We start from the raw sequence: 23001 nt of genomic DNA on the forward strand, positions 1-23001 counted from the left end.
CCCCGCCATGCACGCGCCCGACGATCCCCATGACGACGCCCCCGGTCCGCCTGCCGGACTGCCCGGCTACGCCGAACTGCAATGCCAGTCGAACTTCTCGTTCCTGCAGGGCGCCTCGCACCCCGAGGAACTGGCCGCCCGCGCCGCCGAACTGGGCTACGCCGCCCTGGCCATCACCGATGAATGCAGCCTGGCCGGCGTGGTGCGCGCCCACGTCGAGGCCAAGACCCAGAAGCTGCCGCTCATCATCGGCGCCACCTTCCGGCTGCGCGCCGGGCCCGAGGCCGCGCCGCTGGACCTGACCCTGCTGGCCCAGACCCGCGAGGGCTACGGCAACCTGTCCGAACTCATCACCCTGGCCCGCACCCGCGCCCCCAAGGGCGAATACCGGCTGGCGCCCGAGGATTTCACCGCCCCGCCGCCGGGCTACGAACACCTGCGCCACCTGCCCGAATGCCTGGCGATCCTGTCGCCCGTCTACGGCGACGACCCCGATCGCATGGCGCAGCAGGCGCGCTGGCTGGCCACCACCTTCCCGCGCCGCGCCTGGGTCGGCCTGACCCTGTTGTACCGCTCGCGCGACGACCTGCACCGCGCCGCCGTCGACCACGCCGCGCGCGCCGCCGAACTGCCGGTGGTGGCGCTGGGCCAGGTGCAGATGCACGTGCGGTCGCGCAAGCCGCTGCACGACACCCTCACCGGCATCCGCACCCACCAGTGCGTGTCGCAATGCGGCTACGCGCTGTCCGGCAACGCCGAGCAGCACCTGCGCACCCGCATGCGGCTGGCCAACCTGTATCCGCCCGAAGCGCTGGCGCAGACGCTGGTGGTGGCGCGGCGCTGCGCCTTCTCGCTGGACGAACTGCGCTACGAATACCCCGACGAAATCATCCCGCGCGGCCACACCCCCGCCACCTACCTGCGCCAGGAAACCCTGGCCGGCGCCGCGCGGCGCTTTCCCGGCGGAACGCCGGCCCACGTCAGCGAACAGATCGAAAAGGAACTGGCGCTGATCGCCGACCTGCAATACGAGGCCTACTTCCTCACGGTCTACGACATCGTGCTGTACGCCCGCAACAACGGCATCCTTTGCCAGGGGCGCGGTTCGGCCGCCAACTCGGCGGTGTGCTACTGCCTGGGCATCACCGAGGTCGACCCGCGCCGCGGCAACAACCTGTTCGAACGCTTCATCAGCAAGGAACGCAACGAGCCGCCCGACATCGACGTCGACTTCGAACACCAGCGGCGCGAGGAAGTGATCCAGTACATCTACCGCAAGTACGGCCGCCAGCGCGCCGCCCTGACCGCCGTGGTGATCTCGTACCGCCCGCGCAGCGTGCTGCGCGACACCGGCCGCGCGCTGGGCGTGGACCCGGGCGTGATCGACGCGGTGGCGCGCGCCCACCAGTGGTGGGACGGCAAAAAGGAAATGCTGCGCACCCTGGGCGCCTGCGGCCTCGATCCGGAATCGCAGGTGGCGCGGCAGTGGGCCGCGCTGGCCCAGACGCTGATGGGCTTTCCGCGCCACCTGTCGCAGCACCCCGGCGGCTTCGTCATCTCGCGCGGCAAGCTGTCGCGGCTGGTCCCGATCGAAAACGCCGCCATGGCCGACCGCAGCGTGGTGCAGTGGGACAAGGACGACCTGGACGCGCTCAAGCTGCTCAAGGTCGACGTGCTGGCGCTGGGCATGCTCTCGGCGCTGCGCCGCACCCTGGAACTGGCCGGCCAGCGCCGCGGCCAGCCGCTGCGGCTGCAGGACATTCCCGAAGGCGACGAACCCACCTACGACATGATCTGCGAGGCCGACACCATCGGCGTGTTCCAGATCGAATCGCGCGCCCAGATGACCATGCTGCCGCGCCTGCGGCCGCGCGAATACTACGACCTGGTGGTGCAGGTGGCCATCGTGCGGCCCGGCCCGATCCAGGGCGGCATGGTGCATCCCTACCTGCGCCGCCGCCAGGGCAAGGAAAAGGAAAGCTACCCCAGCGACAAGGTGAAAGGCGTGCTCAGCCGCACCATGGGCGTGCCCATCTTCCAGGAACAGGTGATGCAGATCGCGGTGGTCGCGGCCGGCTTCTCGCCCGGCGATGCCGACCAGTTGCGGCGCTCCATGGCCGCCTGGAAGCGCAAGGGCGGCGTCGACAAATACCGCGTCAAACTGGTGGGCGGCCTGCTGGCCCACGGCTACACCCTGGAATTCGCCGAGGCGCTGTTCCGCCAGGTCGAGGGCTTTGGCGAATACGGCTTCCCCGAAAGCCACGCCGCCAGCTTCGCGCTGCTGGCCTACGCCAGTTCCTGGCTCAAGCGCCACGAACCCGAGGCCTTCCTGGCCGCGCTGCTCAACTCCCAGCCCATGGGCTTTTACGCGCCGGCGCAACTGGTGCAGGACGCGCGCCGCCACGGCGTGCGGGTGCTGCCGGTGGACGTGACCGTCAGCGGCTGGGACGCGGCGCTGGAGCCCGCGCCCGCCGACGCGCCGCCGCGCCGGCCCCATCCTCACGCGCCCTCGCCCGACGAAATCCGCCCCGCCGTGCGTCTCGGCCTGAGCCTGATCCAGGGCCTGCACGAAGACAGCGCCCGCCGCATCGAGGCCGCCCGCGCCGAGGCCCCCTTCACCAGCACCGGCGACCTGGCCCGCCGCGCCGCCCTGACGCGCCACGACCTGAACGCCCTGGCCGCCGGCGACGCCCTGCGCACCCTGGCCGGCCACCGCCGCCAGGCCAGTTGGGAAGCCGCCGCCAGCGTCCACAGCCGCGACCTGCTGCGCGACGCCGCCATCCACGAAACCGAGATGCCGCAACTGACCGCGCCGACTGAGAACCAGACCGTGGCGGCCGACTATCGCAGCGTCGGCCTGACCCTGCGGCGCCACCCCGTCGAGCTGCTGCGGCCGCAACTGGCGGCGCGCAACTTCCAGCCGGCCAGCGTGCTCAACGGCTACCCCGACAAGCGCGTGGCCCGCGCCTGCGGCATCGTCACCGTGCGCCAGCGGCCGCAGACCTCCAAGGGCGTGATCTTCGTCACGCTGGAAGACGAAACCGGCCCGGTCAACGTGGTGGTGCGCCCCGAACTGATCGAACGCCAGCGCCGCGAGCTGCTCGGCGCCACCCTGCTGGGCGTGTATGGCTCGTGGCAGAACGTGGACGGCGTGCGCCACCTGATCGCGCAGCGGCTGGTGGACCTGTCCGAACTGCTGGGCGGTTTGAGCACGCCCAGCCGCAATTTCCACTGACGGCGATGCGCGGTCCGGCGCTGGCCCCGATGCCAGGGGCGCGCCGCCAGGCGAGACGACGGGGCGAAACAAAGGGGGAGAAAAAAAGGGAGTGAAACAATCGGGCAAGACGAGGGGATGAGACAGCCCGGCGCGGCGGCAAGGCTCGGCGGTCACGGCAACGCCCCGGGGTTCGACCGGACGCCACCACGGCCAAGCGCCGCGCGGGCGGCTGGTCTATGATGGATTTTCCGCGACGCCCGCCCCCGCGCCGGCCGCGCCGTGGAAACGTTTTCTTTTTCAGGAGTGATCATGATCCGCAAGCTGATTCCCGTTCTGCTGGTTGCCACGCTGAGCGCCTGCGCCAACACCGGAGCCCCGCGTTCCTCATCCTCATCCGCCGCCTCCAGTTCCGCCAGCTCGCCCGCCGCGTCCGACAGCTCCTCCGGCGCGTCGTACGGATCACCCTCCGCCCAGGCCGGCGCCCGCAAGACCTGCGACGCCGCCGCGCTGCAATCGCAGATCGGCCAGAAAGCCACCCAGTCCGTCCTGGAAGACCTGCGCACCCGCAGCGGCGCCGCCACCGCCCGCATCCTGCGCCCGGGCCAATTGGTCACCATGGAATACAACGACACCCGCCTGAACCTGATCGTCGACGACAAGGACGTGATGACGGCGATCCGCTGCGGCTGACGTCCCGGCATTCACGGCAAGACGGGCGCAGCGGGCACACTCGCCCGCGCCCGCTTCTTCCAGACGGCGCGGCGGCCCGCGTTGTCCATGGACATCTCCCCCGGGGCCGCCCCGCCCGCGGACAACCATCCCCCAGCGAACGACCGGCCAGCCCCACAGGCAGGGCCGGGCCGGCGCGCCAGCAAGCTTGCCGGCGCGACCGCCTCCCTGCACGCCAGGCCCGCGAATCGATCCAAAAATCGATCCGCCAACGCTTGACCCTTACGTAACGTCATGCCCAAAAGTTCGGCCTGCGCCATTCACGAAGGAACCCCATGCGACTGAAAGTAGGAGAACTGGCCAAGCGCAGCGGACTGACCGTCCGCACGCTGCACCACTATCACGCGATCGGCCTGCTGACGCCTTCGGCGCGCGCCGACAACGGCTACCGGCTCTACGGCCGCGACGACATCGCCCGATTGCACCAGATCCAGGCATTGCGTCGCTTCGGATTGCCGCTGGCCGAGATCGGCGCCTACCTGGACCAGCCCGGCACGCCGCTGGACGAGATCATCGCCAGACAGATCGCGATGCTCGACAGCCAGATCCAACACGCCACCCGGCTGCGCGAACGCCTCGCGCAGTTGCAAGGCCAGTTGGCGATGGGAACGGAGCCGGAACTGGCCGATTGGCTGACCACTCTGGAACTGATGAACATGTACGACAAATATTTCTCCCAGGAAGAACTGGCGCGTCTGCCCATGTACCGCCGAGGCCCGAACGACGATGCCGGCTGGCTTGCGCTGATCGCCGACGTGCGCCGGCAGATGGACGACGGCGCCCCGCCCGAGGACCCGCGTTCGCAGGCGCTGGCCCTGCGCTGGATGACGCTGCTGCTGCGCGACACCAACGGCGATCCGCGCCTGCTCGTCAAGCTCAATCAGATGCACGAACGGGAACCGGCCATGCAGGAACACATCGGTATCTCGCCGGCCATGCGCGACTACGTGGTGCGCGCCTTCTCCGAAAGCAAACTGCGGCTCTACGAAAAACACCTGACGCCGGACGAGGCCCGGTTCATGCGGGCGCATTATCACGACCGCGCCGGCGAATGGCCGGCCCTGATGGCGCGGGTACGCGACGCGATCGATGCCGGGCAGGCGCCCGACTCGGCCACCGGCCGCGACCTTGCGCGGCAATGGCTGGAACTGTTTTGCAGCTACGCCGGCAACGATCCCGCGACCCACGCGAAATTCCGCCTCGCCCTGATGACCGAGCCCGAACTGACCGCCGGCACCTGGGCCGATGACGCCACGCTGGCTTTCATGCGCCAGGCCATGGGCGCATTGACGGCGGCGCGCTAAGCGGCGTCGGCGTCCGCGAACACGGACGCCGACGCGGTTACGGTCGAGGTCGTCGTCACGGTCGAGGTCAAGGTCGCGGTCGCGGTCGCGGTCACGGTCGCGGTCACGGTCGCGGTCACGGTCGCGGTCAAGGTCAAGGTCGCCGTCGCGGCGACAGTCGCAGCCGCGACCGCGCTACCAGCGCGCCGCCTGGACGAAATCCACGAAGGCACGCAACGGCGCCGGCAGATAATGCCGGCCCGGAAAATACAGCAAGGGGCCGGTGAAGCTGGGCCACCAATCCGCCAGCACCGGCTCCAGTTCGCCCCGATCCAGGTACGGCTGCAGCCAGTCCTCGAACAGATAGACCACTCCGGCGCCCGCCACCGCCGCATCGACCGCCAGGTCCACCGCCGCCCCCAGGCTGACGATCAGCGGACCATCCACCTCCACCGTGACGGACTGGCCGTCGCGTTCAAACGCCCACGCCGGCATCGCGCCGCTGGTGAAACGGCCGCGCAGGCACAGGTGCTGGCGCAGGTCTTGCGGATGTTGCGGCCGTCCATGCCGGGCCAGATACCCCGGCGCGGCGGCCACCGCCATCCGCTGGCGCCGCGGCCCGATCGGGACGGCCACCATGTCCTGGTCCATGCTTTCCTCGTAGCGGATGCCCGCGTCGCAGCCCGACTGCAGCAGCTCGACAAAGCGATCGTCGACGATGACCTCCAGCCGGATCTCCGGATACTGCGCCAGGAACGGCGGCACGATGCGCGGCAGCACCAGCCTGGATGCCGCCAGCGGCACATTCAGCCGCAGCCGGCCGGCCGGCCGGTCACGGAAATTGTTGGCCACGTCCAGCGCCGACTCGACCGCGTCCAGCGCGGGCGTCAGTTGCTCCAGCAGGCGCTGCCCGGCCGCCGTGGTCGCCACGCTGCGCGTGGTGCGGTTCAGCAGCCGCAGGCCCAGCCGGGCTTCCAGCCGGCGCACCGCTTCGCTCAACTGCGACGCGCTGGTCCCCGTCTGGCGCGCCGCGCCGCGAAAGCCCCCATGCGTGGCCACCGCCACAAAGGCGCTGATGTCTTGAAGGTTGGACATGGCCGGCCCCAATTGTTCGATATTCCGCACAAGCTGTGCGATTACCAGGGATTGTCGCACGCACCGCGCCGCCCTAGACTCGCTTCATTCCCTCCCTGGAGCACGTCATGACCTCGATTCAACAAGCCGGCGCCTATGCGCTGGGCGACCTGACCGTCAACCGCCTGGGCTACGGCGCCATGCAACTGGCCGGCCCGCACGTATTCGGACCGCCCAAGGACAAGGCGCAAGCCCTGGCGGTCCTGCGGGAAGCGCTCGAACTCGGCATCAACCACATCGACACCAGCGACTTCTACGGCCCGCACATCACCAACCAGCTGATCCGAGAAGCGCTGCACCCCTACCGCGACGACCTGGTCATCGTCACCAAGGTCGGCGCGCGTCGCGGCGACGATGCCTCGTGGCTGCTGGCCAACTCCCCGGCCGAATTGGAATCGGCCGTGCACGACAACCTGCGCAACCTGGGCCTGGACGTGCTGGACGTGGTCAACCTGCGCCTCATGTTCGACGTGGCCGGCCCCGCCGAAGGCGACATCGAACCGTCCTTCACCACCCTGGCCGAATTGCAGCGCAAGGGCCTGATACGCCACCTGGGCCTGAGCAACGCCACCGCGCGCCAGGTGGCGCAGGCGCGCGGCATCGCCGACATCGTCTGCGTGCAGAACCAGTACAACATCGCGCACCGCGCCGACGACGCGCTGATCGGGCAGCTGGCGCAAGATGGCATCGCCTACGTGCCGTTCTTCCCGCTGGGCGGCTTCTCGCCGCTGCAATCGGCCACGCTGGAGCGCGTGGCCGCCGACTGCCAGGCCACGCCGATGCAGACCGCGCTGGCCTGGCTGCTGCAACGCTCGCCCAACATCCTGCTGATCCCGGGCACCTCGTCGCTGGAACACCTGCGGCAGAACGCCGCCGCGGCCAGCCTGGCGCTGCCGCCGCAGGCCGTGGCCGAGCTGGACGGGATCGGCGCCGCGGGCTAGTTCGACGGGCGCGGTTGACCAATCCGCCGCATAGTGGCACCTTACCCCGAAGTGCCACGCCCGGAACCCCACTTGGACCACCCACAGCCCCTCGTCACCGTCGACGCCGTCCTGCTCACCCTGCGCGAGACCGGCCTGGAAATCGCCCTGCACCCGCGCGACCGCGCGCCGTTCAAGGGCGCCATGGCCTTGCCCGGCGGCGTGGTGCACGTGGACGAAGACGCCAGCACCGAGGCCAGCATCCGCCGCGTGCTGCGCGAGAAGACCGGCTTCGAGCCGCGCTACCTGGAGCAGTTGCAGGTGTTCTCCGGCCCCGGCCGCGACCCGCGCAAGTGGTCGCTGTCGGTGTCCTACGTGGCGCTGGTGCCGGCCGCCGAACTGGAGGCCGCCCCGGCGGGCTTCCGCTTCGTCAGCGTGGACGCGCTGCCGCCGCTGGCCTTCGACCACGCCGACATCGTCGCCGCCGCCGTGGCCCGCCTGCGCGGCAAATCCAGCTACTCCACCCTGCCGTTCTTCCTGCTGCCCGAACGCTTCACCCTGACCGAGCTGCAGCGCACCTACGAAGCCATCCTCCAGACCACCCTCGAGAAATCGAACTTCCGCCGCAAGATGGAAGCCTGGGACGTGCTCGAAGCCACCGACGACTACGCGCTCGGCGCGCAGCGTCCCGCCCGCCTGTACCGCCTGAAAGACTTCGCCCTGTTCGACCGCAGCGTCGGATAAACGCGCCAAATCAAATCCCGGCTTAGTTGCAAACAAACAATAAGTAGGCTTATACTTGCCTCACTTAGTTTTAATTTGCCACTAAGGCCAAATCATGTTCACCCTCACCGCGGTAGTAGAAGGACAACGCCACACCGATACGCCCAGCGCGTTCGTGTTCCCCGGCGGCGAAAGCCAGGTCACCGTGCCCGCTGCCTTGCAGGCCCGCGCCGAAGCGGCCAACGAATTCCGCATCCACGCCCTGCTGAAGTCGGCCGACGACGTCATGCAGTTGCTGCTGCTGACCGACGCGCTGCGCCGCCTGAACCCGGCCGCGCCCGTGCACCTGGACATGCCCTACGTGCCCTACGCCCGCCAGGACCGCGTCTGCAATCCGGGCGAGGCGCTTGGCGCGGCGGTGTTCTGCAAGCTCATCAACGACCAGCAATACGCCACCGTCACCGTGGTCGAACCGCACAGCGACGTCACCCCCGCCCTGCTGCAACGCGTCCGCGTGATCGACGCCGCCGCCTTCCTGAAGGCCGCGCTGGCCAACCCCGCCTTTGCCAACGGCGTGACCCTGATGGCGCCCGACGCCGGCGCCCGCAAGCGCGTGCAGACCCTGGCCAAAAAGCTGGGCGTGGCCGACGTGCGCTACGCCGAAAAAGTCCGCGACCCGCAAACCGGCCGCATCACCGAAACCCGCGTGCCCGACGACATCCCCGCGCAACCGGTGCTGGTGGTCGATGACATCTGCGACGGCGGCCGCACCTTCCTGGAACTGGCCGCCGCCTTGCGCGACAAGACCGACCAGCCGCTCTATCTGTACGTGACCCACGGCCTTTTCAGCAAAGGCCTGGCCGAGCTGAACGCCCGCTACGCCGGGATCTACACCGCCTATGACTGGACCGCCAGCGAAGGCGCCGGCGCGCCAGTCGTGGTCAACACGATCCAGGGCGCCAACGCCACCGCGCCGGTCAACACAATCGGCGCCGCCAGCGCCCCCGCCCCAACCCACACGATCGAAACCGCCAGCGCCCGCGCGCTCGCCACCCCGGCCAACTGAACCTCAAGCAGGAGTCCACACCATGAACGCCTCCATCCCTGCCAAGAACGGCATCAACCCCTTGCTGCAAGCCGACTTCTACAAGACCGGCCACCCCTTCCAGTACCCCAGGGGCACCAACAAGATCCTGGCCAACTTCACCCCGCGCTCGGCCCGGCTGGCGCCGGTGCTGCCCGAACTGTTCGACAACAAGATCGTCTGGTTCGGCCTGCAAGGCTTCATCAAGGAAATCCTGATCGACCTGTTCAACCGCGAATTCTTCGGCAAGCCCGCCGGCGCCGCCGTGCGCCAGTACCAGCGCCGCGTCGACAACGCGCTGGGCAAGGGCGCGGTCACCGTCGATCACCTGCAGGCGCTGTATGACCTGGGCTATCTGCCGCTGGAAATCCGCTCCCTGCCCGAAGGCGCCCGCGTCGACATCCGCGTGCCGCCCGTCACCTTCGTCAACACCAGGCCCGAATTCGCCTGGCTGGTCACCTACATCGAAACGCTGTTCAGCTGCGAATCGTGGAAGCCGTCCACCGTAGCCACCATCGCCTTCGAATACCGCAAGCTCCTGACCTACTTCGCCCGCCTGACCGGCAGCCCGATGGACTTCGTCAACTGGCAGGGCCACGACTTCTCGATGCGCGGCATGGCCGGCCTGTACGACGCCCGCAAGAGCGGCGCCGGCCACCTGCTGTCGTTCACCGGCACCGACACCATTCCCGCCATCGACTACCTGGAAGACCTGTACGGCGCCGACTCGGACCGCGAACTGGTCGGCGGCTCGGTGCCCGCGACCGAACACTCGGTCATGTGCCTGGGCAGCAAGGAAGGCGAAATCGAGACCATCCGCCGCCTGGTCACGCAGGTCTATCCGGCCGGCATCGTGTCGGTGGTGTCGGACACCTGGGACTTCTGGCAAGTGGTCACCGACTTCGCCGCCGCATTGAAGTCGGAAATCCTGGCGCGCCAGCCTGATCCCTTCGGCAACGCCAAGGTCGTGTTCCGCCCGGACTCGGGCGATCCCGTGAAGATCCTGACCGGCTACTTCTGCACCGACGTGTCCAGTGTGGAAGACGCCGCAGCCCTGGCCGCCGCCCGCCGCGACGGATTCGAAGCCGTGCGGGATATCGAGACCGGCCGCTACTGGCGCCTGGACGACGACGCCCGCGCCAGCCAGGCGCTGCGCGAGGCCGAAGTCAACGGCGCGGTGCAATGCCTGTGGAATATCTTCGGCGGCGTGGTGACCGAGCGCGGCTACAAGCTGCTCGACCCGCACGTCGGCCTGATCTACGGAGATTCGATCACGCTGGCGCGTGGGCGCGACATCCTGGCGCGGCTGGAAAGAAAGGGATTCGCGTCGGGCAACGTGGTCCTGGGCATCGGCTCGTACACCTATCAATACCTGACGCGCGACAGCTTCGGCTGGGCGCTGAAGGCGACGTATGCCGAGGTCAATGGCGAACCGCAGGAACTGGTCAAGGACCCGGTCACCGACTCCGGCGTGAAGCGGTCGGCCAAGGGCTTGCTGCGGGTCGATGAAACGGCGACCGGGTATGTGTTGCGCGACCAGCAGACGCCGGAGCAGGCGGCTGGCGGCGCGCTGGTGCCGGTGTTCCGGGATGGGGTTCTGCTGGTGGAGCAGGATCTGGCGCAGATCCGGGAACGGTTGCAGGGGTCCTGGGTTTGTCCGGAGCCGGGGAGCATTGATTGGGGACGGCGTTGAGGCGGCCTGCGGTTAACGTCCGGATAATCCCCGCCATGCAAACTCCCATGACAAATGCGCCCTGCCTGCCCTCGCGCGGCAACCGGCCGGGTCACCTCGTCTCCAGGAGAAATTGCATGATCAAGCGAAAGACCGGGGCCTTCCGGCGCTGGCGCGCGGCGCTGACGGCGGCATGGGCCGTCGCGGGCCTGCTGGGCGCGGCCAGCCATGCCCTGGGAGCCGCACTCACGTCGGGATGCCAGCCCGGCCCTGTCTTCGACACCAGCCGGCCGAGCGGGTCTGTCCCGCTTTTAGCCGCGTTCGCGCCCCTCGAAATCCATCTGGACAAGAACACCCCGGTGGGCCAGGTCGTGTACGAAAACAAACTGCCGATCATCCCCTGGACCTGCATTACAAGCATCCCGCGAAATCAGCCCTACTTGGGTGGCGGGGGAAAAATGGCGTCGATGGTAGCCTTGCTCCGCCAGGCCGGGCTGAAGCTCGTCCTGCAGATAAACAGCTACCCCGAATGGACGCCGACCGGCTCCACCGATGACCACCTGACGTTCTCTGACGTCACCTATGCCCCGCAGTCGCCGACCAATCCCACCTTGACGGCATCGGGCAAAATGAGTGGCACGCTGAAACTCGTCATGGTCACGCCCCCCACGAAACCGACCAGAGTCTTCATTCCCGCCTCGCCAGACCTGGTGGTTGTAGGTTCGGGGGTTTCCATCCTTAACGTCATCTCGATCGGATCGGATAACAGCACCAGCGTTGCTCTCGTACCCAAGTGCATCGCGAAGATCTTGACGCCGGGCTCGATCGATCTGGGAAGAGCCTACTCCGTGGACAGAATGCCGCTGCCGCCCACGGTGCCTTTCACCATCCATGCGGAGTTCGATGAAACCTGCGATGGAGGCTTTCGGCTCGTCGATCTGGGCAGCTTAACCGTACCGTTACAGTTAAGGTTCCAGCCGGAAGGCAACGCCGCGTTGACAACCGACGCCCAGCATATTCTCCTGAATAACACCGACGGAACCCCCAACGGACTCGCGCTGACGATCAAGGAATCCGGCGTCTTTCCCATCAAGTTCAACGCCTGGCAGGACTCCCGGCACCCCTCATTGACCACCAGCAACCATCCCTTGCCGCTGAACTACTCGGCGCAATTGACCCGATCGGGAGCGCCGATGGTGCCGGGCGAATTCAGCCAGAAAATCACCATCCAGGTGACCTTCCGGTAAGAAGGCGGATCGCCCGCGGCGCCCTACTCCGGGCGCCGCCGCGCCGCTGGCGGCACATGCGGCAGGAACGCCCCCGCCACCTCGAACGCGCATTCCTCCCGCGCAATATCGATCACCCGCGACACCACCGGATTGACGATGCTCTTCTTGTGCACCGCGTAGTAATTGATCGTCGGCAGATCCGGCTGCACATCCAGCTGGCACAGCGCCCCGCGTTCGACCAGCGGCGCGAAATACGCTCCCGGCAGATAGCTGATGCCCAACCCCAGCATGGTCAGCTGCGCCATCATGCCCAGGCTGTTGCAGGTCAGCACCCGCTTGACCGACAGCCCCTGCTCGGCGAACCAGGCATCGTACAGATGCGACAGCGCCGAATTGGTCGGCTGTGAAATCACCGGATATGGCGCCAGATCCTGCGGCGCCAGCCGCGCCGAAAAGTCGATGTCCAGCGCCGGGCTGGCCATCCAGACGTTGGTCACCGCGCCCAGATGGACACAGTCGTACTGATAGCTCCAGAACGGCCCCGGCATGATGGCCAGATCCAGTTGATCCTGTTCCAGCCGCTCGTACAGCGTGATGCCGCCATCGATCTCGGGCATCAGCTGCACCTTGGGATAGCGCAGGCTGATCTGGCTGACCAGCCGCGCCAGCCAGGTCATGCCGACCAGTTCGGTCACGCCCAGCCGCACCACGCCCTCGAAACTGGCCGGATCGGCCATGTTCTGCACGATGCGGCTGTTCAGGTCCAGCATCTCGCGCGCCAGTTCGAACAGCTTGCGGCCCTGGGCCGTCAGCACCAGCTTCTTGGCGCGGCGCTCGAACAGCGGCGCGCCGGCGAAGGCTTCCAGTTCCCCCACCCGCTTGGCGACCGCCGACTGGGTGGTGTGCAGCTTGCGCGAGGACGCGCTGAAGCTGCCCAGTTGCGAGCTCCAGTAGAACGCCTCCAGCTGTTTGAGGGTGTACATCGCGGCGGTGGATGTGAAATGCATGAAGAACCCTCACATTATCGTCGACAGGCGCGCGGCTGCGCGCCGCCCGGTCCGCGGCCGAAACGTCGGACGGCCAAACCGGGCCGGTCGGCCCCGATCCGCCCCCGCCGGCACCGACGCATCCAAGTCAATGCCACCGCGTGCCGACTCAGTTGTTCCCTGCCGAGCGCAGCGGGTATCCCGCCACGCCCGGCACGGGCCTACCCCCGCGGATGCAAGATATCCGCCAGAAACCGCTGCGCCCGCGGATGCTGGGGCGCGCTGAAGAAGCGTTCCGGCGTATCCATTTCCAGGATCTCACCCGCATCCATGAACACCACCCGGTCGCACACGTCGCGCGCGAAGCCCATTTCATGCGTCACGCAGACCATGGTCATGCCGTCCTTGGCCAGGCCCTTCATCACCTGCAGCACCTCGCCCACCATCTCGGGGTCGAGCGCGCTGGTGGGCTCGTCGAACAGCATCACCGGCGGTTGCAGCGCCAGCGCGCGGGCGATCGCCACGCGCTGCTGCTGGCCGCCCGACAGCGAGCCGGGATAGGCGTCGATCTTGTGCTCCAGCCCCACCCGCGCCAGCAGCTGGCGCGCCAGTTCGGTGGCCTGCTTGCGCGGCTGCTTGCGGATGTTGACCGGCGCGAACACCACGTTGTCCAGCACGCTCATGTGCGGAAACAGGTTGAACTGCTGGAACACGAAACCGATCTTCTGGCGCAGCGCGTTCAGGTTGACGCCCTTGCCGTAGATGTCGGCGTCGTCGATCAGGATGCGGCCCTTCTCGATGGGTTCCAGGCGGTTGATGGTGCGGATCATGGTGGACTTGCCCGAGCCCGACGGCCCGCACACCACCAGCACCTCGCCGCGCGCGACCGACAGGTCCACGTCCTTCAGGACGTGATGCGCGCCATACCATTTGTTGACTTTCTCAAGCTTGATCATGATGAATTCCGATAAGCGCCGGCTCAGGGCCTGTTCTCGCTAAAAGGGGCCTCGCACGGGCCCTAGGCCATGGCGCGCTGGCGGCGGATGCGCAGGTCCAGCCAGGACAGGCCGCGGCTCAGGCTGAAGCACACCAGGAAATAGATGATGGCCAGGATGCCGAACACCTGCAGCGGCTTGGTCAGCACCAGGTTGTTGACCTGGTTGGCGGCAAACGTCAGTTCGTTCACGCTGATCACATACCCCAGCGAGGTCTCCTTGATGGTGGAGACGAACTGGCTGGTCATGCTGGGCAGCACGTTGAACAGCGCCTGCGGCAGCACCACCCGGCGCATCGTGGTCCAGTAGCCCACGCCCAGCGAGCGCGAGGCCTCGATCTGGCCGCGCGGCACCGCCTCGATGCCCGAGCGGATCACCTCCGACAGATAGGCGCTCTCGTACACCACCAGCGCCGCGATCAGCGTCCAGAAACCGCTGATCACCTGCCCCGTCAGCTTCGGAATGACGAAGTACGCCCAGAAGATCAGCATCAGCAGCGGCATGCCGCGCACTACGTTCACCAACGTCTTGCTGGCCACGCGCAGCCAGCCAAACGGACTGACCCGCGCCAGCGCGATGGCCAACGCCAGCGGCAGCGACAGCGCCAGGCCGCACAACGCCAGGATCAGCGTCAGCGCCAGGCCGCCCAGCGGCCCATTGGGGTATTGGCCGACCAGCAGCGTCGGCCAGTATTGCGACAGGAGATCAAGCACCGTGGCCTCCCCGGTTCAGGCGGTAGCGCGCATAGATGCGCGAGCCGATCAGCATGATGAGGAAGGATCCCAACAGATACATGAGGGTCGCCGCGCCAAACGTGGCGAAGGTGCGGTAGGTCTCGTTCTCGATCTCGCGCGCCTGGTAGGTCAGCTCCATCACGCCGATGGCCATGGCCACGCTGGTGTTCTTGAACAGCAGCAAGGCGCGGCCCACCAGCGGCGGAATGGAAATCCGCACCGCCTGCGGCACGATCACGAAGCGCATGCATTGCAGATAGCTGGCGCCCAGCGCCCGGGCGGCCTCGAACTGCGTGCCGGGAATGGCGCGCAGCCCGCTGCGGATGTCCTCGGCGATATAGGCGGCCGACCCCAGCGCCAGCGCGATCGCCGCCAGCGACATCTCGGCGTTGTGCTGGTACAGCCACATCCGGAACCCCTCCGGCAGTAGCTCGGGCATGCCGAAGTACCAGAACAGCACCTGCACCAGCAGCGGCACGTTGCGGTGGTATTCCACATAGGCGTCGACCAGCCAGCGGCACGGCGCCAGGTTGGTGGCGCGCACCACGACCAGCGTCACCGCGATCGTGAACGCCATCACCCAGGACACCAGGAACAACTGCAGCGTTACCACCATGCCGCTGGCCAGCAACTGGTATTGCGAAGCGTCAAGTAGGCTCATTGCGCGGTACCGGCGTTCAGCCCGCGATGGGGCCGATCTTGAAACCGCGCTCGAGCTTGTACGGCGTCTGCGCGCCGAACCACTTGTCGAACAACTGCGCGGCCACGCCCGAGCTTTCCGCCTCGTCCAGCGCCTGGTTCACCACATTCAGCATGCCCGGCTCCGACTTGCGCACGCCCAGGCCCCACGGCTCGTCGAACACCGACTTGGCGATCACGCTGACCGGCGCCGTCGGCGGGCTTTGCAGCACCAGGCGCACCAGCACCAGTTCGGATGCGAACTGCGCGTCCACCTTCTTCTGCTGCAGGGCCAGGTACGTGGCCGAGCTGTCGCCGTAGCCGATCACCTGCGACTTATCGAGAATGCGCTTGATCTCGCGCTCCGAACTGGAACCCTTGGTCGCGCCGACGCGGCGGCCGTTCAGCGACTCGATCGTGTCCAGCCCCGAATCCTTGCGCACCAGCAGCTTCTGCGGGCTGACGTAGTACGCGTGGCTGAAAGCGATCTGCTGGGCGCGGTCCGGCGAATAGCCCAGGTTCGCCGCCAGGATATCGACGCGCCCCTCGTTCAGCTCCGGCACGCGCGCCGCCACCGACAGCAGCTTGTAGCTGATCTTCACGCCCAGCTTGTCGGCCACCAGCTTGCACACGTCCACGTCATAGCCCACCAGCTGGCGCGTCGCCGCGTCCTGGAAGCTGAACGGCTGCGACGTGCCCAGCGTGCCGCAGATCAATTCGCCGCGGGCCTTGATGTCCGCGACCTGGTCGGCGCGGGCGCCAGCGCCCAGCGACAACGCGGCCAGGCCCAGGCAGGCGGCGATAAGTGAATGGCGTTTCATGGTGATTCCCCTTGTGTTGTGGTTTGAACAGAAAAACGGAACCGGCCCGCTCGTCGGCGGGCCCGGGAACAACTAGGCGAGCTTGGCGCAGGCCTCGCGGATGCCCGCGCAGCCCTGCCGGATATCGTCCAGCGACGCCGCGAACGACAGCCGGAACGTGCCCGGCGCGCCATAGGCATGGCCGTCGATCACCGCCACGCCAGCCTCGCGCAGCAGATAATGCGTCAGGTCGGTATCGGTGCGGATCACATCACCTGCCGGCGTGCGCTTGCCCAGCAGCCCCGAGCAATCCGGAAACACGTAGAACGCGCCCTGCGGCACCACGATCGCCAGCCCCGGGGTGCCAGACAGCTCCGCCACCGCCAGGTCGCGGCGCTCGCGGAAAACGCGGGCGAACTCCGTCACGCAGTCTTGCGGCCCCGACAGCGCCTCCAGCGCCGCCGCCTGGCTCACCGACGACGCGCCCGACGTGCTCTGCGACTGCAGAATCGCCATGGCCTTGATCAGCTCGTCCGGCCCGGCGCCGTAACCAATGCGCCAGCCCGTCATCGCATAGGCCTTGGACACGCCATTGACCACCAGCGTGCGCGCCGCCAGCGCCGGCGCCACCTGCAACGGATGCACCGTCGGCGCGTCAGTGAAGTTCAGCCGCGCATAAATATCGTCCGTCATCAGCCAGACATGCGGATGGCGCTCGAGCACCGCGGTCAGCCCGCGCAGCTCGTCGGCAGTGTAGACCGAGCCCGTCGGATTGCTGGGCGCGTTCATCATCAGCCACTTGGTGCGCGGCGTGATGGCGCGCTCCAGCGCCTCGGGCGTCAGCTTGTAATCCGTGGCCGGCGTCGTCGGCACCGTCACCGGCACCCCGCCGTTGACCAGCACCATGTCCGGATACGACACCCAGAACGGCGCCGGGATCAGCACCTCGTCGCCGTCGTTCAGCGTCGCCGCCAGCCCGTTGAAGATCACCTGCTTGGCGCCCGTGCTGACAATGATGCGCGCCGCCGGGTAATCGACGCCGGTCGCTTCCAGCAGATGCGTCCGCGCCGCCTTGCGCAGCGCCACCGTGCCCTGGGCCGGCGGATACTTGGTCTCGCCCCGGTTCATCGCGGCCGTGGCCGCCTGGCGGATATGCTCCGGCGTCGAGAAATCCGGCTCGCCGATCGTCAGGTCGATAATGCGCCGGCCCTGCTCGCGCAGCTCGGCAATGATCGCGCGCGCCGCCACGCTGGGCGACAGCTTGATGCGCTTGATGCGGTCGGCGACGATGCTGGCGGGTTGCGGGGGCTGAGTCTGAGCCTGGGTTTGCGTCGGGGCTTGGTTCACTTCGCGGCTCCCGTCTTCTCGGCCAGCGTCTTCTCCAGCCAGGGCTTGGTGTAGGTGCCGGCGCGCAGCTTCTCCTTGGCCACCGCCTCGTCGGCTTCCTTCTTGACCGCCAGCGCCAGCACCGCCGCCGCATGCTCGGCGGGAATCACCACCACGCCGTCGGCATCGCCGACCACCACGTCACCCGGGTTGACCACCTGGCCGCCCACCGACACCGGCACATTGATCTCGCCCGGGCCGTCCTTGTACGGCCCCTTGTGCGACACCGCGCGCGCAAAGCAGCCGAACTGCCCCTGCGCGAACACATCCAGGTCACGCACCGCGCCGTCGATCACGAACCCGGCGATGCCGCGCCCCTGCGCGTCCATCATCATCAACTCGCCGACCAGCGCATTGCTGGTATCGCCAGCGCCATCGACCACGATCACATCGCCCGCGCCACCCAGCGAAATCGCCTTGTGGATCATCAGGTTATCGCCCGGCCGCGTCTTCACGGTCAGCGCCAGACCAACCGTGCGCTGGTTGCCGGCGTGCAGCGGACGCAGCCCGCTGACGCCGTACAGGCGGTTCATGCAATCGCTGATCTGGGCCGAGCCGATAGCGGCAAAACCGGCCAGCACGTCAGCGGCGACGGCCGGCGCGGGCCGGGGAAGAATGCGGTATCCGATGGGATTCATAGCGAGGAATTTTCTTGAAGGCGTGAACGGCAATAAGCGAATACGCATTACAAGGCCTCGCGGGGCGATCCTCAAAACGATATAAATTCCCGGTTATGTAGGAATTATTTTCGTGGATGTTATTGGATCGAGGGGGGAGCTTTGTGAGTGGGGTTGGGGGCTTCCCTTTCGTCGTGGGGTTGCAGGGCCTGGTCGAGCATGGCTTCGGTCAGGGTGCCGAGGTGTTCGCAGAGGCTTTCTACGCCGCCCATCAGGGCGGTGACTGCCCAGGGGTCCAGCGGTGGGGAGCCGGTGGCGTCGGGTTCGGACGCGCTGTTGCCGACCATGCGGGCGATGGTCTGGATGGCGTAGCGGGTGCGGTCTAGTTGGTGGAGGTGGGAAAGGGAGACGGGGCCGGATTCGCGGTCGGTGTCGATTTGCCAGGGGTTTTGGGTTAGGGGGTGCAGCATGGGGGACTGCCTCCTATAGGGTGAGTCAGGCCGCGATGCGTTGCGGCTGTCTACGCCTATAGCTTTCCGGTTTCCAAACCGGCACCGGAGGGGTGATAGTCATGAGTGTATGGCGACATGGCGGCATGTTGGATGCAGGAGAGACAAATTCGCCATAGGTACTAGCGTCAATGGCTACTTTCGACCCGTTGCGGTCGTTCGCCCTCGCGTGGCTTCCACGTCAGCTTCCTAGGTGTAACGGTCGTCCAGTTCTCAAGCCGCTCGGCAAGTCGCTACGCATAACCCTTTATATTGGCTGCCCCTCTCTCGAGCGTGCGAAGACTTTTCTGTATTCGGCATGCGCCGTCTATAGCAGCGTGGCGGAAGGTGCGCACTGCGCTGACTCACACTTAGGGCGCAACTAAAAAAGTCGCGCGTAAGTGATTAGGCCGTCACACACGTAGGCAAAATAGCTGTCGTCGATAGATAAAACCTGTCCAAGCGTTGCCGAACGGATGTGGCTAGGTAGCGATGTAACACTGGCAACAGACACGTAGCGCTGCTGTGCTACTCCCTGATGGTGCACCAGCATATTCCGACGCTCCCGAACTTCGTCAGCCATTTCTGTTTCCGGCGAAGTTGGGAGGGAATATCCCTGCTTCGCCCGCGCCATGAGCTGGCCGAGTGTCCCATCGGTGGATAGAGTTTTTGCGGCCAACGCTGCGGAAAGGAAAGACTCGAAGTACGAGATCATCGCGAAAAAGAAGTCCGTGACTGCCCTCCCGTTCTTGATATAGCTCTCAATCTCACGTAATGCTGCGCTAACTGGCACTTTTTGCGGTGGTTGAACTTGCGCCGTGTGAGGCAAGTTACCGAACTCCAGTGGGAGGGTCGTCCACGGTCCAGATTGAGTGAAATGCATCATTGCGGCGTTCGCGGCTCGAATCTGCCAATATGAATGCAAGCAGAGCTGCGTATTTTTTTGAAAGTCATTCAGTGCGGTTGTTAGCGGCATGAATTCGCAACCTTACATACCCGCGCATCAACGGGTGTGAAAAAGAGTAGAAGGTTTTCCTCGGCCCCATTGTGCGAGCCGAAATGATGCTTTGTCGACTGTCGGAGATCAGCTCTTTCAAAGCGGTACCCGCCACCTGTGCGCTTATGCTTTTGCCATTCGCAAAATTTGATGCTACTTCCGCGATCTGTCCGACGGCGCCCTCCATGCGCCCATCCAACGACGCCAATCCCCACAGGATGTACTTGTAGACGTCACTCCGCGAGGAGAGGATTGCCGATTCGTACGCGTCACGCAGCGTTTCATCCGCGTCTTGAGCCGCATCCTCAGCACCTCTTGTAACGTGCTCCTTTGTGACTATCTTCGAGCCTTCGATCATCGCCACACGAGCGGACGTGATCCCGAGTAACTGGACATAAAACGGCAGGCGGTCGGACGCGAGGATGATATCGGAGACGGCTGACGTGGAAAATTTGAGCCCTAGAATGCCACCTCCTTTTTCCAAAATCGCTTTTATGTCTGAGTCTCGCTCAAACCTGCCTAGCCCCACGGATTTGATGTTTCGGAAGACGGACTCGTGACCGCGTAGCAGATCGTTTACTGTAGTGCCAACGCCGACGAACACAAGAGTCGAGTTACCGAGGTCGGTGGCTGCATTCTTTGCAAATTCGCCAAGGCTCGCGAGCGTATTTGCCGGAAGTCGATCAACCTCATCGAAGATGATCACAAGCGGCTCGTTTGGCAGCAGCGATTTCAGGCTGTTTCCATCCAAATTGTCGATTGAACGCATGACCCCTTCGATGGATACTCGATCGGTCGCGGCGTCATAAACCAACTTGGAGGGAAATGCCTTCTGATACTTAAGGATGACGTCACGTGCAAGCTTTGAGAACGACGAATCGCTTTCGCAGAAAACGTCAATTCGAGGGCTGCCGATCGTGCTCACCCGCGCTAACGAGGTTTTTCCAGCGCCTCTCTCACCATAAATGACGACGTGCTGCCCAGGGCTGTGCAGTGCCTGAATCACGCGTTGCTGTTCCTGCTCGCGACCGAAGAAGCTTTCGCGATCTTCGATCGGATAATGCGGGCGAAATGCAAGGTTTAATAGTTTTTCGCGTTCGTTATTGTCCATACGAGGCTTTCTTCCCTTTTGCCATTTCAGTGTGAGTTTTAACCGCGGGGCTTTTTGTCTCACACGCACGCCCAAGGCTTCTCTGTGAGCGATGCGACAAGCACAACCCGATCTTCCTTTCGACAGTCATCGGTCCTGCGACGCAAATTTTACACAGCCTGGGCTGTTCGCAGCATCCTTTCCGACCAGCCACTATCGAACACTCGGCTTAATCGAAGCGCGACGGGTGCCTACGGGGCCGTCTGGGCAGCCACTTGTTGCGCACAAAACACGACGGGCTGCGAACGACCATAAAGGCTCACGCCTTGGCAGATTGCGCATGTGTTTGAACGTCCGGTGTCTGGTGCGCATCGGATGTTCAAATGTCCGCGCGAAAACGCTGGCCAACGGCCGTTGGTGGCCGAGAGCCGCCTCAAGGAGCCCCAGGCCACGCCCGACTTAATCGGGCGTTAGAGTTCGGGAAAGTGGACGTTCAGGATTGTCAAAATCATGGCAGTGGACCACGGTCCGTGCAGCTCTGCAGGCTGCAATGCTAGATCTCATACATCACCCTGAAGGCTCTCCAAGGATGTGACGCGTGACATCAGTACTTTCGTATCAACGTGCGGATAGCGATCCAACTTCGTTTGGATGAAGTTGATGATTTCCGGGATGTCAGCATCGGCGCGGACAAATATGTACTTAACGTCTCTCGGGGTGAACCTGAGTCGGCAATGTCGGCTGGTTTTTTCGTTCTCTTGGTTGAGGCGGTCGGTATTGGAGAAAATGGTATGCCGAAGATATGCTTCGATGTCGTTGTGTTTGGGGACGTGGCGCCACTCCGACTCTAAATAGAAGTCTTTTTCCACTGGTGCCCCATCGACAATCATTACCCCGCTGACGGGTTTGGTATTCGCGTAAAGATAGCGAAAAGTCTCTTTTGCAGCTGCTTGCTTGTCCTTGGCTAACAGGTTGGCGTGCTGGTTTAGCTTTCGAAGCTCAGCCATTAGGTTGTTTTCACCTGCCAAATAGAGGATCGGATTGAGGCCATTAGCAGTGGCCCACTCTCTTGTCATTCCCAAGCCATACTGGCCGTAAAAATTGACATGATCGGAAATTCTGGAAAGTGGGATATCGCAAAAGCAGACCATCGGAAACGCTACGGTCTGTGCATCGATTTGGCCATGCCATCTTGTGTCTTCCGCGCAGTACCGCGGCCAGAAGCCATCAGCCAAGATAAGTTTCAGCGTGTCTAAGCTTTTGGTGAAATGAAAGAGTGTGCGAGAGCGTGGAGTCATAGCGATTCGCGGTGGATATGCATGCAGGCATGATAACGTCGGAATAGCACACGTGGTAACGGAGTGCTCCGTATGCGGTCGCAAAAAAATCTAATAATACGGGCGATGAAATGGCTGCTGCACTGTCCGTAACTTGATAGATCCTCAGTGGCCGCTCTTGGCCGACTGCGGACTTCCGTGGCCGGCTTTTGCAGCCAACAGCTTTGAATTAGAGGGTGCGGCACTCTCCCCTCCCGCCCTGGTAATAACTCAGCCCCAGCAGTTGGAAATTTTGAACCAGTCCGAATAGCGCTAGGCTAGCTCAGGCGAGTTGGGCCAGGCAGCCGCCAGAGCAAAACTATCCAGCCAACCGCTCCCGCACGGTTGCCAGGATTTCTTCGGAAAGCGCCGGGTTGCCCGCCGCCGTGGCGCGGGCGAGGGTCAATGCACCAACCATGCTGCTCAGTGCCACGATGGCCTGCGCGCGCCTGGCCGGGTCATCCCCCTGGAGCTCACTCATGAAGCGTTGGAAGTTGCGTTCCACACCCTGCGCAAAGACCTCTGACATTTCCGGCCCTGCCCTGGCAACGTCTGCCGCCAATGCGGCAACAGGGCAACCCTCTCCGGGGTGATCGCGGTGGAACGTGGAAAGATAGCCATACACCAGTGCGCGAAGTCCACCGGCAGATGCGCCATCCGCCTCCGGGGACTCCGATCCCTCTTGCGGCGTAATCGTCCACTCAAACGCGCGCGTGCATGCCTCGCGAGCGAGGGCATCCCGCGACTCGAAATGCCGGTACAGCCCGCCATGGGTCAACCCCGCCTCGCGGGTGATCTCGGCCAAGCCCACGCCATCCAGGCCCTTTTCTCGATAGAGGCGCGCGGCGGCGTCCACGATTCCTTCGCGGTTCTTGGCGGCCTGTGCTTTGCTGACTTTCATAGGTTAGATGATAGCCCTCATC

Annotated in this window: 21 protein-coding genes; 8 read left to right on the forward strand and 13 right to left on the reverse strand. The window is 65.2% G+C overall.

The window, feature by feature from the left end; translation table 11 throughout:
* Nucleotides 1–7 precede the first annotated feature (7 nt).
* The 3 genes from ABFG95_RS00945 to ABFG95_RS00955 all read left to right on the forward strand — a co-directional run bounded on the left by ABFG95_RS00945 (nt 8) and on the right by ABFG95_RS00955 (nt 5250).
* A complete protein-coding gene (locus ABFG95_RS00945) occupies nt 8–3235 on the forward strand; it encodes an error-prone DNA polymerase (protein WP_348995294.1) in 3228 nt (1075 codons plus the stop codon).
* A gap of 291 nt (nt 3236–3526) precedes the next feature.
* Nucleotides 3527–3907: an I78 family peptidase inhibitor gene (locus ABFG95_RS00950; protein ID WP_049073382.1), complete on the forward strand. Its 381-nt coding sequence runs from the start codon at nt 3527–3529 to the stop codon at nt 3905–3907.
* 314 nt (nt 3908–4221) lie between these two features.
* A complete protein-coding gene (locus ABFG95_RS00955) occupies nt 4222–5250 on the forward strand; it encodes a MerR family transcriptional regulator (protein WP_348995295.1) in 1029 nt (342 codons plus the stop codon).
* A 174-nt stretch (nt 5251–5424) separates the two neighbouring features.
* On the opposite strand, the gene ABFG95_RS00960 is transcribed toward ABFG95_RS00955, so the two are convergent.
* The gene (locus tag ABFG95_RS00960; protein ID WP_336236115.1) at nt 5425–6324 is read right to left on the reverse strand and encodes a LysR family transcriptional regulator; all 900 of its coding nucleotides are present in this window, start codon (nt 6322–6324) and stop codon (nt 5425–5427) included.
* A gap of 107 nt (nt 6325–6431) precedes the next feature.
* Here ABFG95_RS00960 and ABFG95_RS00965 point away from each other — a divergent pair, with 107 nt between their 5' ends.
* The 5 genes from ABFG95_RS00965 to ABFG95_RS00985 all read left to right on the forward strand — a co-directional run bounded on the left by ABFG95_RS00965 (nt 6432) and on the right by ABFG95_RS00985 (nt 12009).
* Nucleotides 6432–7304 carry an aldo/keto reductase family oxidoreductase gene (locus ABFG95_RS00965; protein ID WP_348995296.1) on the forward strand — a complete coding sequence of 291 codons (873 nt, stop codon included), beginning with the start codon at nt 6432–6434 and terminating at the stop codon, nt 7302–7304.
* Nucleotides 7305–7376: 72 nt separating this feature from the next.
* Nucleotides 7377–8027 (forward strand): NUDIX domain-containing protein, encoded by a 651-nt coding sequence (locus ABFG95_RS00970; RefSeq protein WP_063583150.1) that lies wholly within the window; start codon nt 7377–7379, stop codon nt 8025–8027.
* Nucleotides 8028–8121: 94 nt separating this feature from the next.
* The gene (gene prs / locus ABFG95_RS00975) at nt 8122–9072 is read left to right on the forward strand and encodes a ribose-phosphate diphosphokinase (protein WP_348995297.1); all 951 of its coding nucleotides are present in this window, start codon (nt 8122–8124) and stop codon (nt 9070–9072) included.
* 22 nt (nt 9073–9094) lie between these two features.
* Complete coding sequence (locus tag ABFG95_RS00980; protein WP_348995298.1) at nt 9095–10783, forward strand: nicotinate phosphoribosyltransferase; 1689 nt, start codon at nt 9095–9097, stop codon at nt 10781–10783.
* 116 nt (nt 10784–10899) lie between these two features.
* Nucleotides 10900–12009: a hypothetical protein gene (locus ABFG95_RS00985; protein WP_348995299.1), complete on the forward strand. Its 1110-nt coding sequence runs from the start codon at nt 10900–10902 to the stop codon at nt 12007–12009.
* A 23-nt stretch (nt 12010–12032) separates the two neighbouring features.
* Here ABFG95_RS00985 and ABFG95_RS00990 read toward each other — a convergent pair whose 3' ends face one another.
* From ABFG95_RS00990 to ABFG95_RS01045, 12 genes are all read right to left on the reverse strand, one after another.
* Complete coding sequence (locus ABFG95_RS00990; RefSeq protein WP_278990511.1) at nt 12033–12974, reverse strand: LysR family transcriptional regulator; 942 nt, start codon at nt 12972–12974, stop codon at nt 12033–12035.
* Between the two features lie 224 nt (nt 12975–13198).
* Nucleotides 13199–13933 (reverse strand): amino acid ABC transporter ATP-binding protein, encoded by a 735-nt coding sequence (locus tag ABFG95_RS00995; RefSeq protein WP_006386295.1) that lies wholly within the window; start codon nt 13931–13933, stop codon nt 13199–13201.
* Nucleotides 13934–13995: 62 nt separating this feature from the next.
* The gene (locus tag ABFG95_RS01000) at nt 13996–14685 is read right to left on the reverse strand and encodes an amino acid ABC transporter permease (RefSeq protein WP_006386294.1); all 690 of its coding nucleotides are present in this window, start codon (nt 14683–14685) and stop codon (nt 13996–13998) included.
* On the reverse strand, nt 14678–15367 hold the full coding sequence (locus tag ABFG95_RS01005; protein ID WP_006386293.1) for an amino acid ABC transporter permease: 690 nt from the start codon (nt 15365–15367) through the stop codon (nt 14678–14680). The genes ABFG95_RS01000 and ABFG95_RS01005 overlap by 8 nt, the downstream gene beginning before the upstream one ends.
* 16 nt (nt 15368–15383) lie before the next feature.
* Nucleotides 15384–16205 (reverse strand): ABC transporter substrate-binding protein, encoded by an 822-nt coding sequence (locus ABFG95_RS01010; protein WP_054496940.1) that lies wholly within the window; start codon nt 16203–16205, stop codon nt 15384–15386.
* Between the two features lie 72 nt (nt 16206–16277).
* On the reverse strand, nt 16278–17531 hold the full coding sequence (locus ABFG95_RS01015; protein ID WP_348995300.1) for an aminotransferase class I/II-fold pyridoxal phosphate-dependent enzyme: 1254 nt from the start codon (nt 17529–17531) through the stop codon (nt 16278–16280).
* Nucleotides 17528–18208: an RraA family protein gene (locus tag ABFG95_RS01020; protein WP_054498853.1), complete on the reverse strand. Its 681-nt coding sequence runs from the start codon at nt 18206–18208 to the stop codon at nt 17528–17530. Before ABFG95_RS01020 ends, ABFG95_RS01015 begins: the two co-directional genes overlap by 4 nt.
* A 119-nt stretch (nt 18209–18327) precedes the next feature.
* Nucleotides 18328–18657 carry a hypothetical protein gene (locus ABFG95_RS01025; RefSeq protein WP_348995301.1) on the reverse strand — a complete coding sequence of 110 codons (330 nt, stop codon included), beginning with the start codon at nt 18655–18657 and terminating at the stop codon, nt 18328–18330.
* 400 nt (nt 18658–19057) lie between these two features.
* Nucleotides 19058–19651: a hypothetical protein gene (locus ABFG95_RS01030; protein WP_348995302.1), complete on the reverse strand. Its 594-nt coding sequence runs from the start codon at nt 19649–19651 to the stop codon at nt 19058–19060.
* Complete coding sequence (locus tag ABFG95_RS01035; RefSeq protein WP_348995303.1) at nt 19626–20783, reverse strand: ATP-binding protein; 1158 nt, start codon at nt 20781–20783, stop codon at nt 19626–19628. Before ABFG95_RS01035 ends, ABFG95_RS01030 begins: the two co-directional genes overlap by 26 nt.
* A gap of 539 nt (nt 20784–21322) precedes the next feature.
* A complete protein-coding gene (locus tag ABFG95_RS01040; protein ID WP_348995304.1) occupies nt 21323–22060 on the reverse strand; it encodes an abortive infection system antitoxin AbiGi family protein in 738 nt (245 codons plus the stop codon).
* A gap of 337 nt (nt 22061–22397) precedes the next feature.
* Nucleotides 22398–22979 (reverse strand): TetR/AcrR family transcriptional regulator, encoded by a 582-nt coding sequence (locus ABFG95_RS01045; protein WP_348995305.1) that lies wholly within the window; start codon nt 22977–22979, stop codon nt 22398–22400.
* Nucleotides 22980–23001 lie beyond the last annotated feature (22 nt).

Origin of the sequence: Achromobacter sp. HNDS-1 (genome assembly GCF_040084795.1) — a bacterium.
Lineage (GTDB): Bacteria > Pseudomonadota > Gammaproteobacteria > Burkholderiales > Burkholderiaceae_B > Achromobacter > Achromobacter ruhlandii.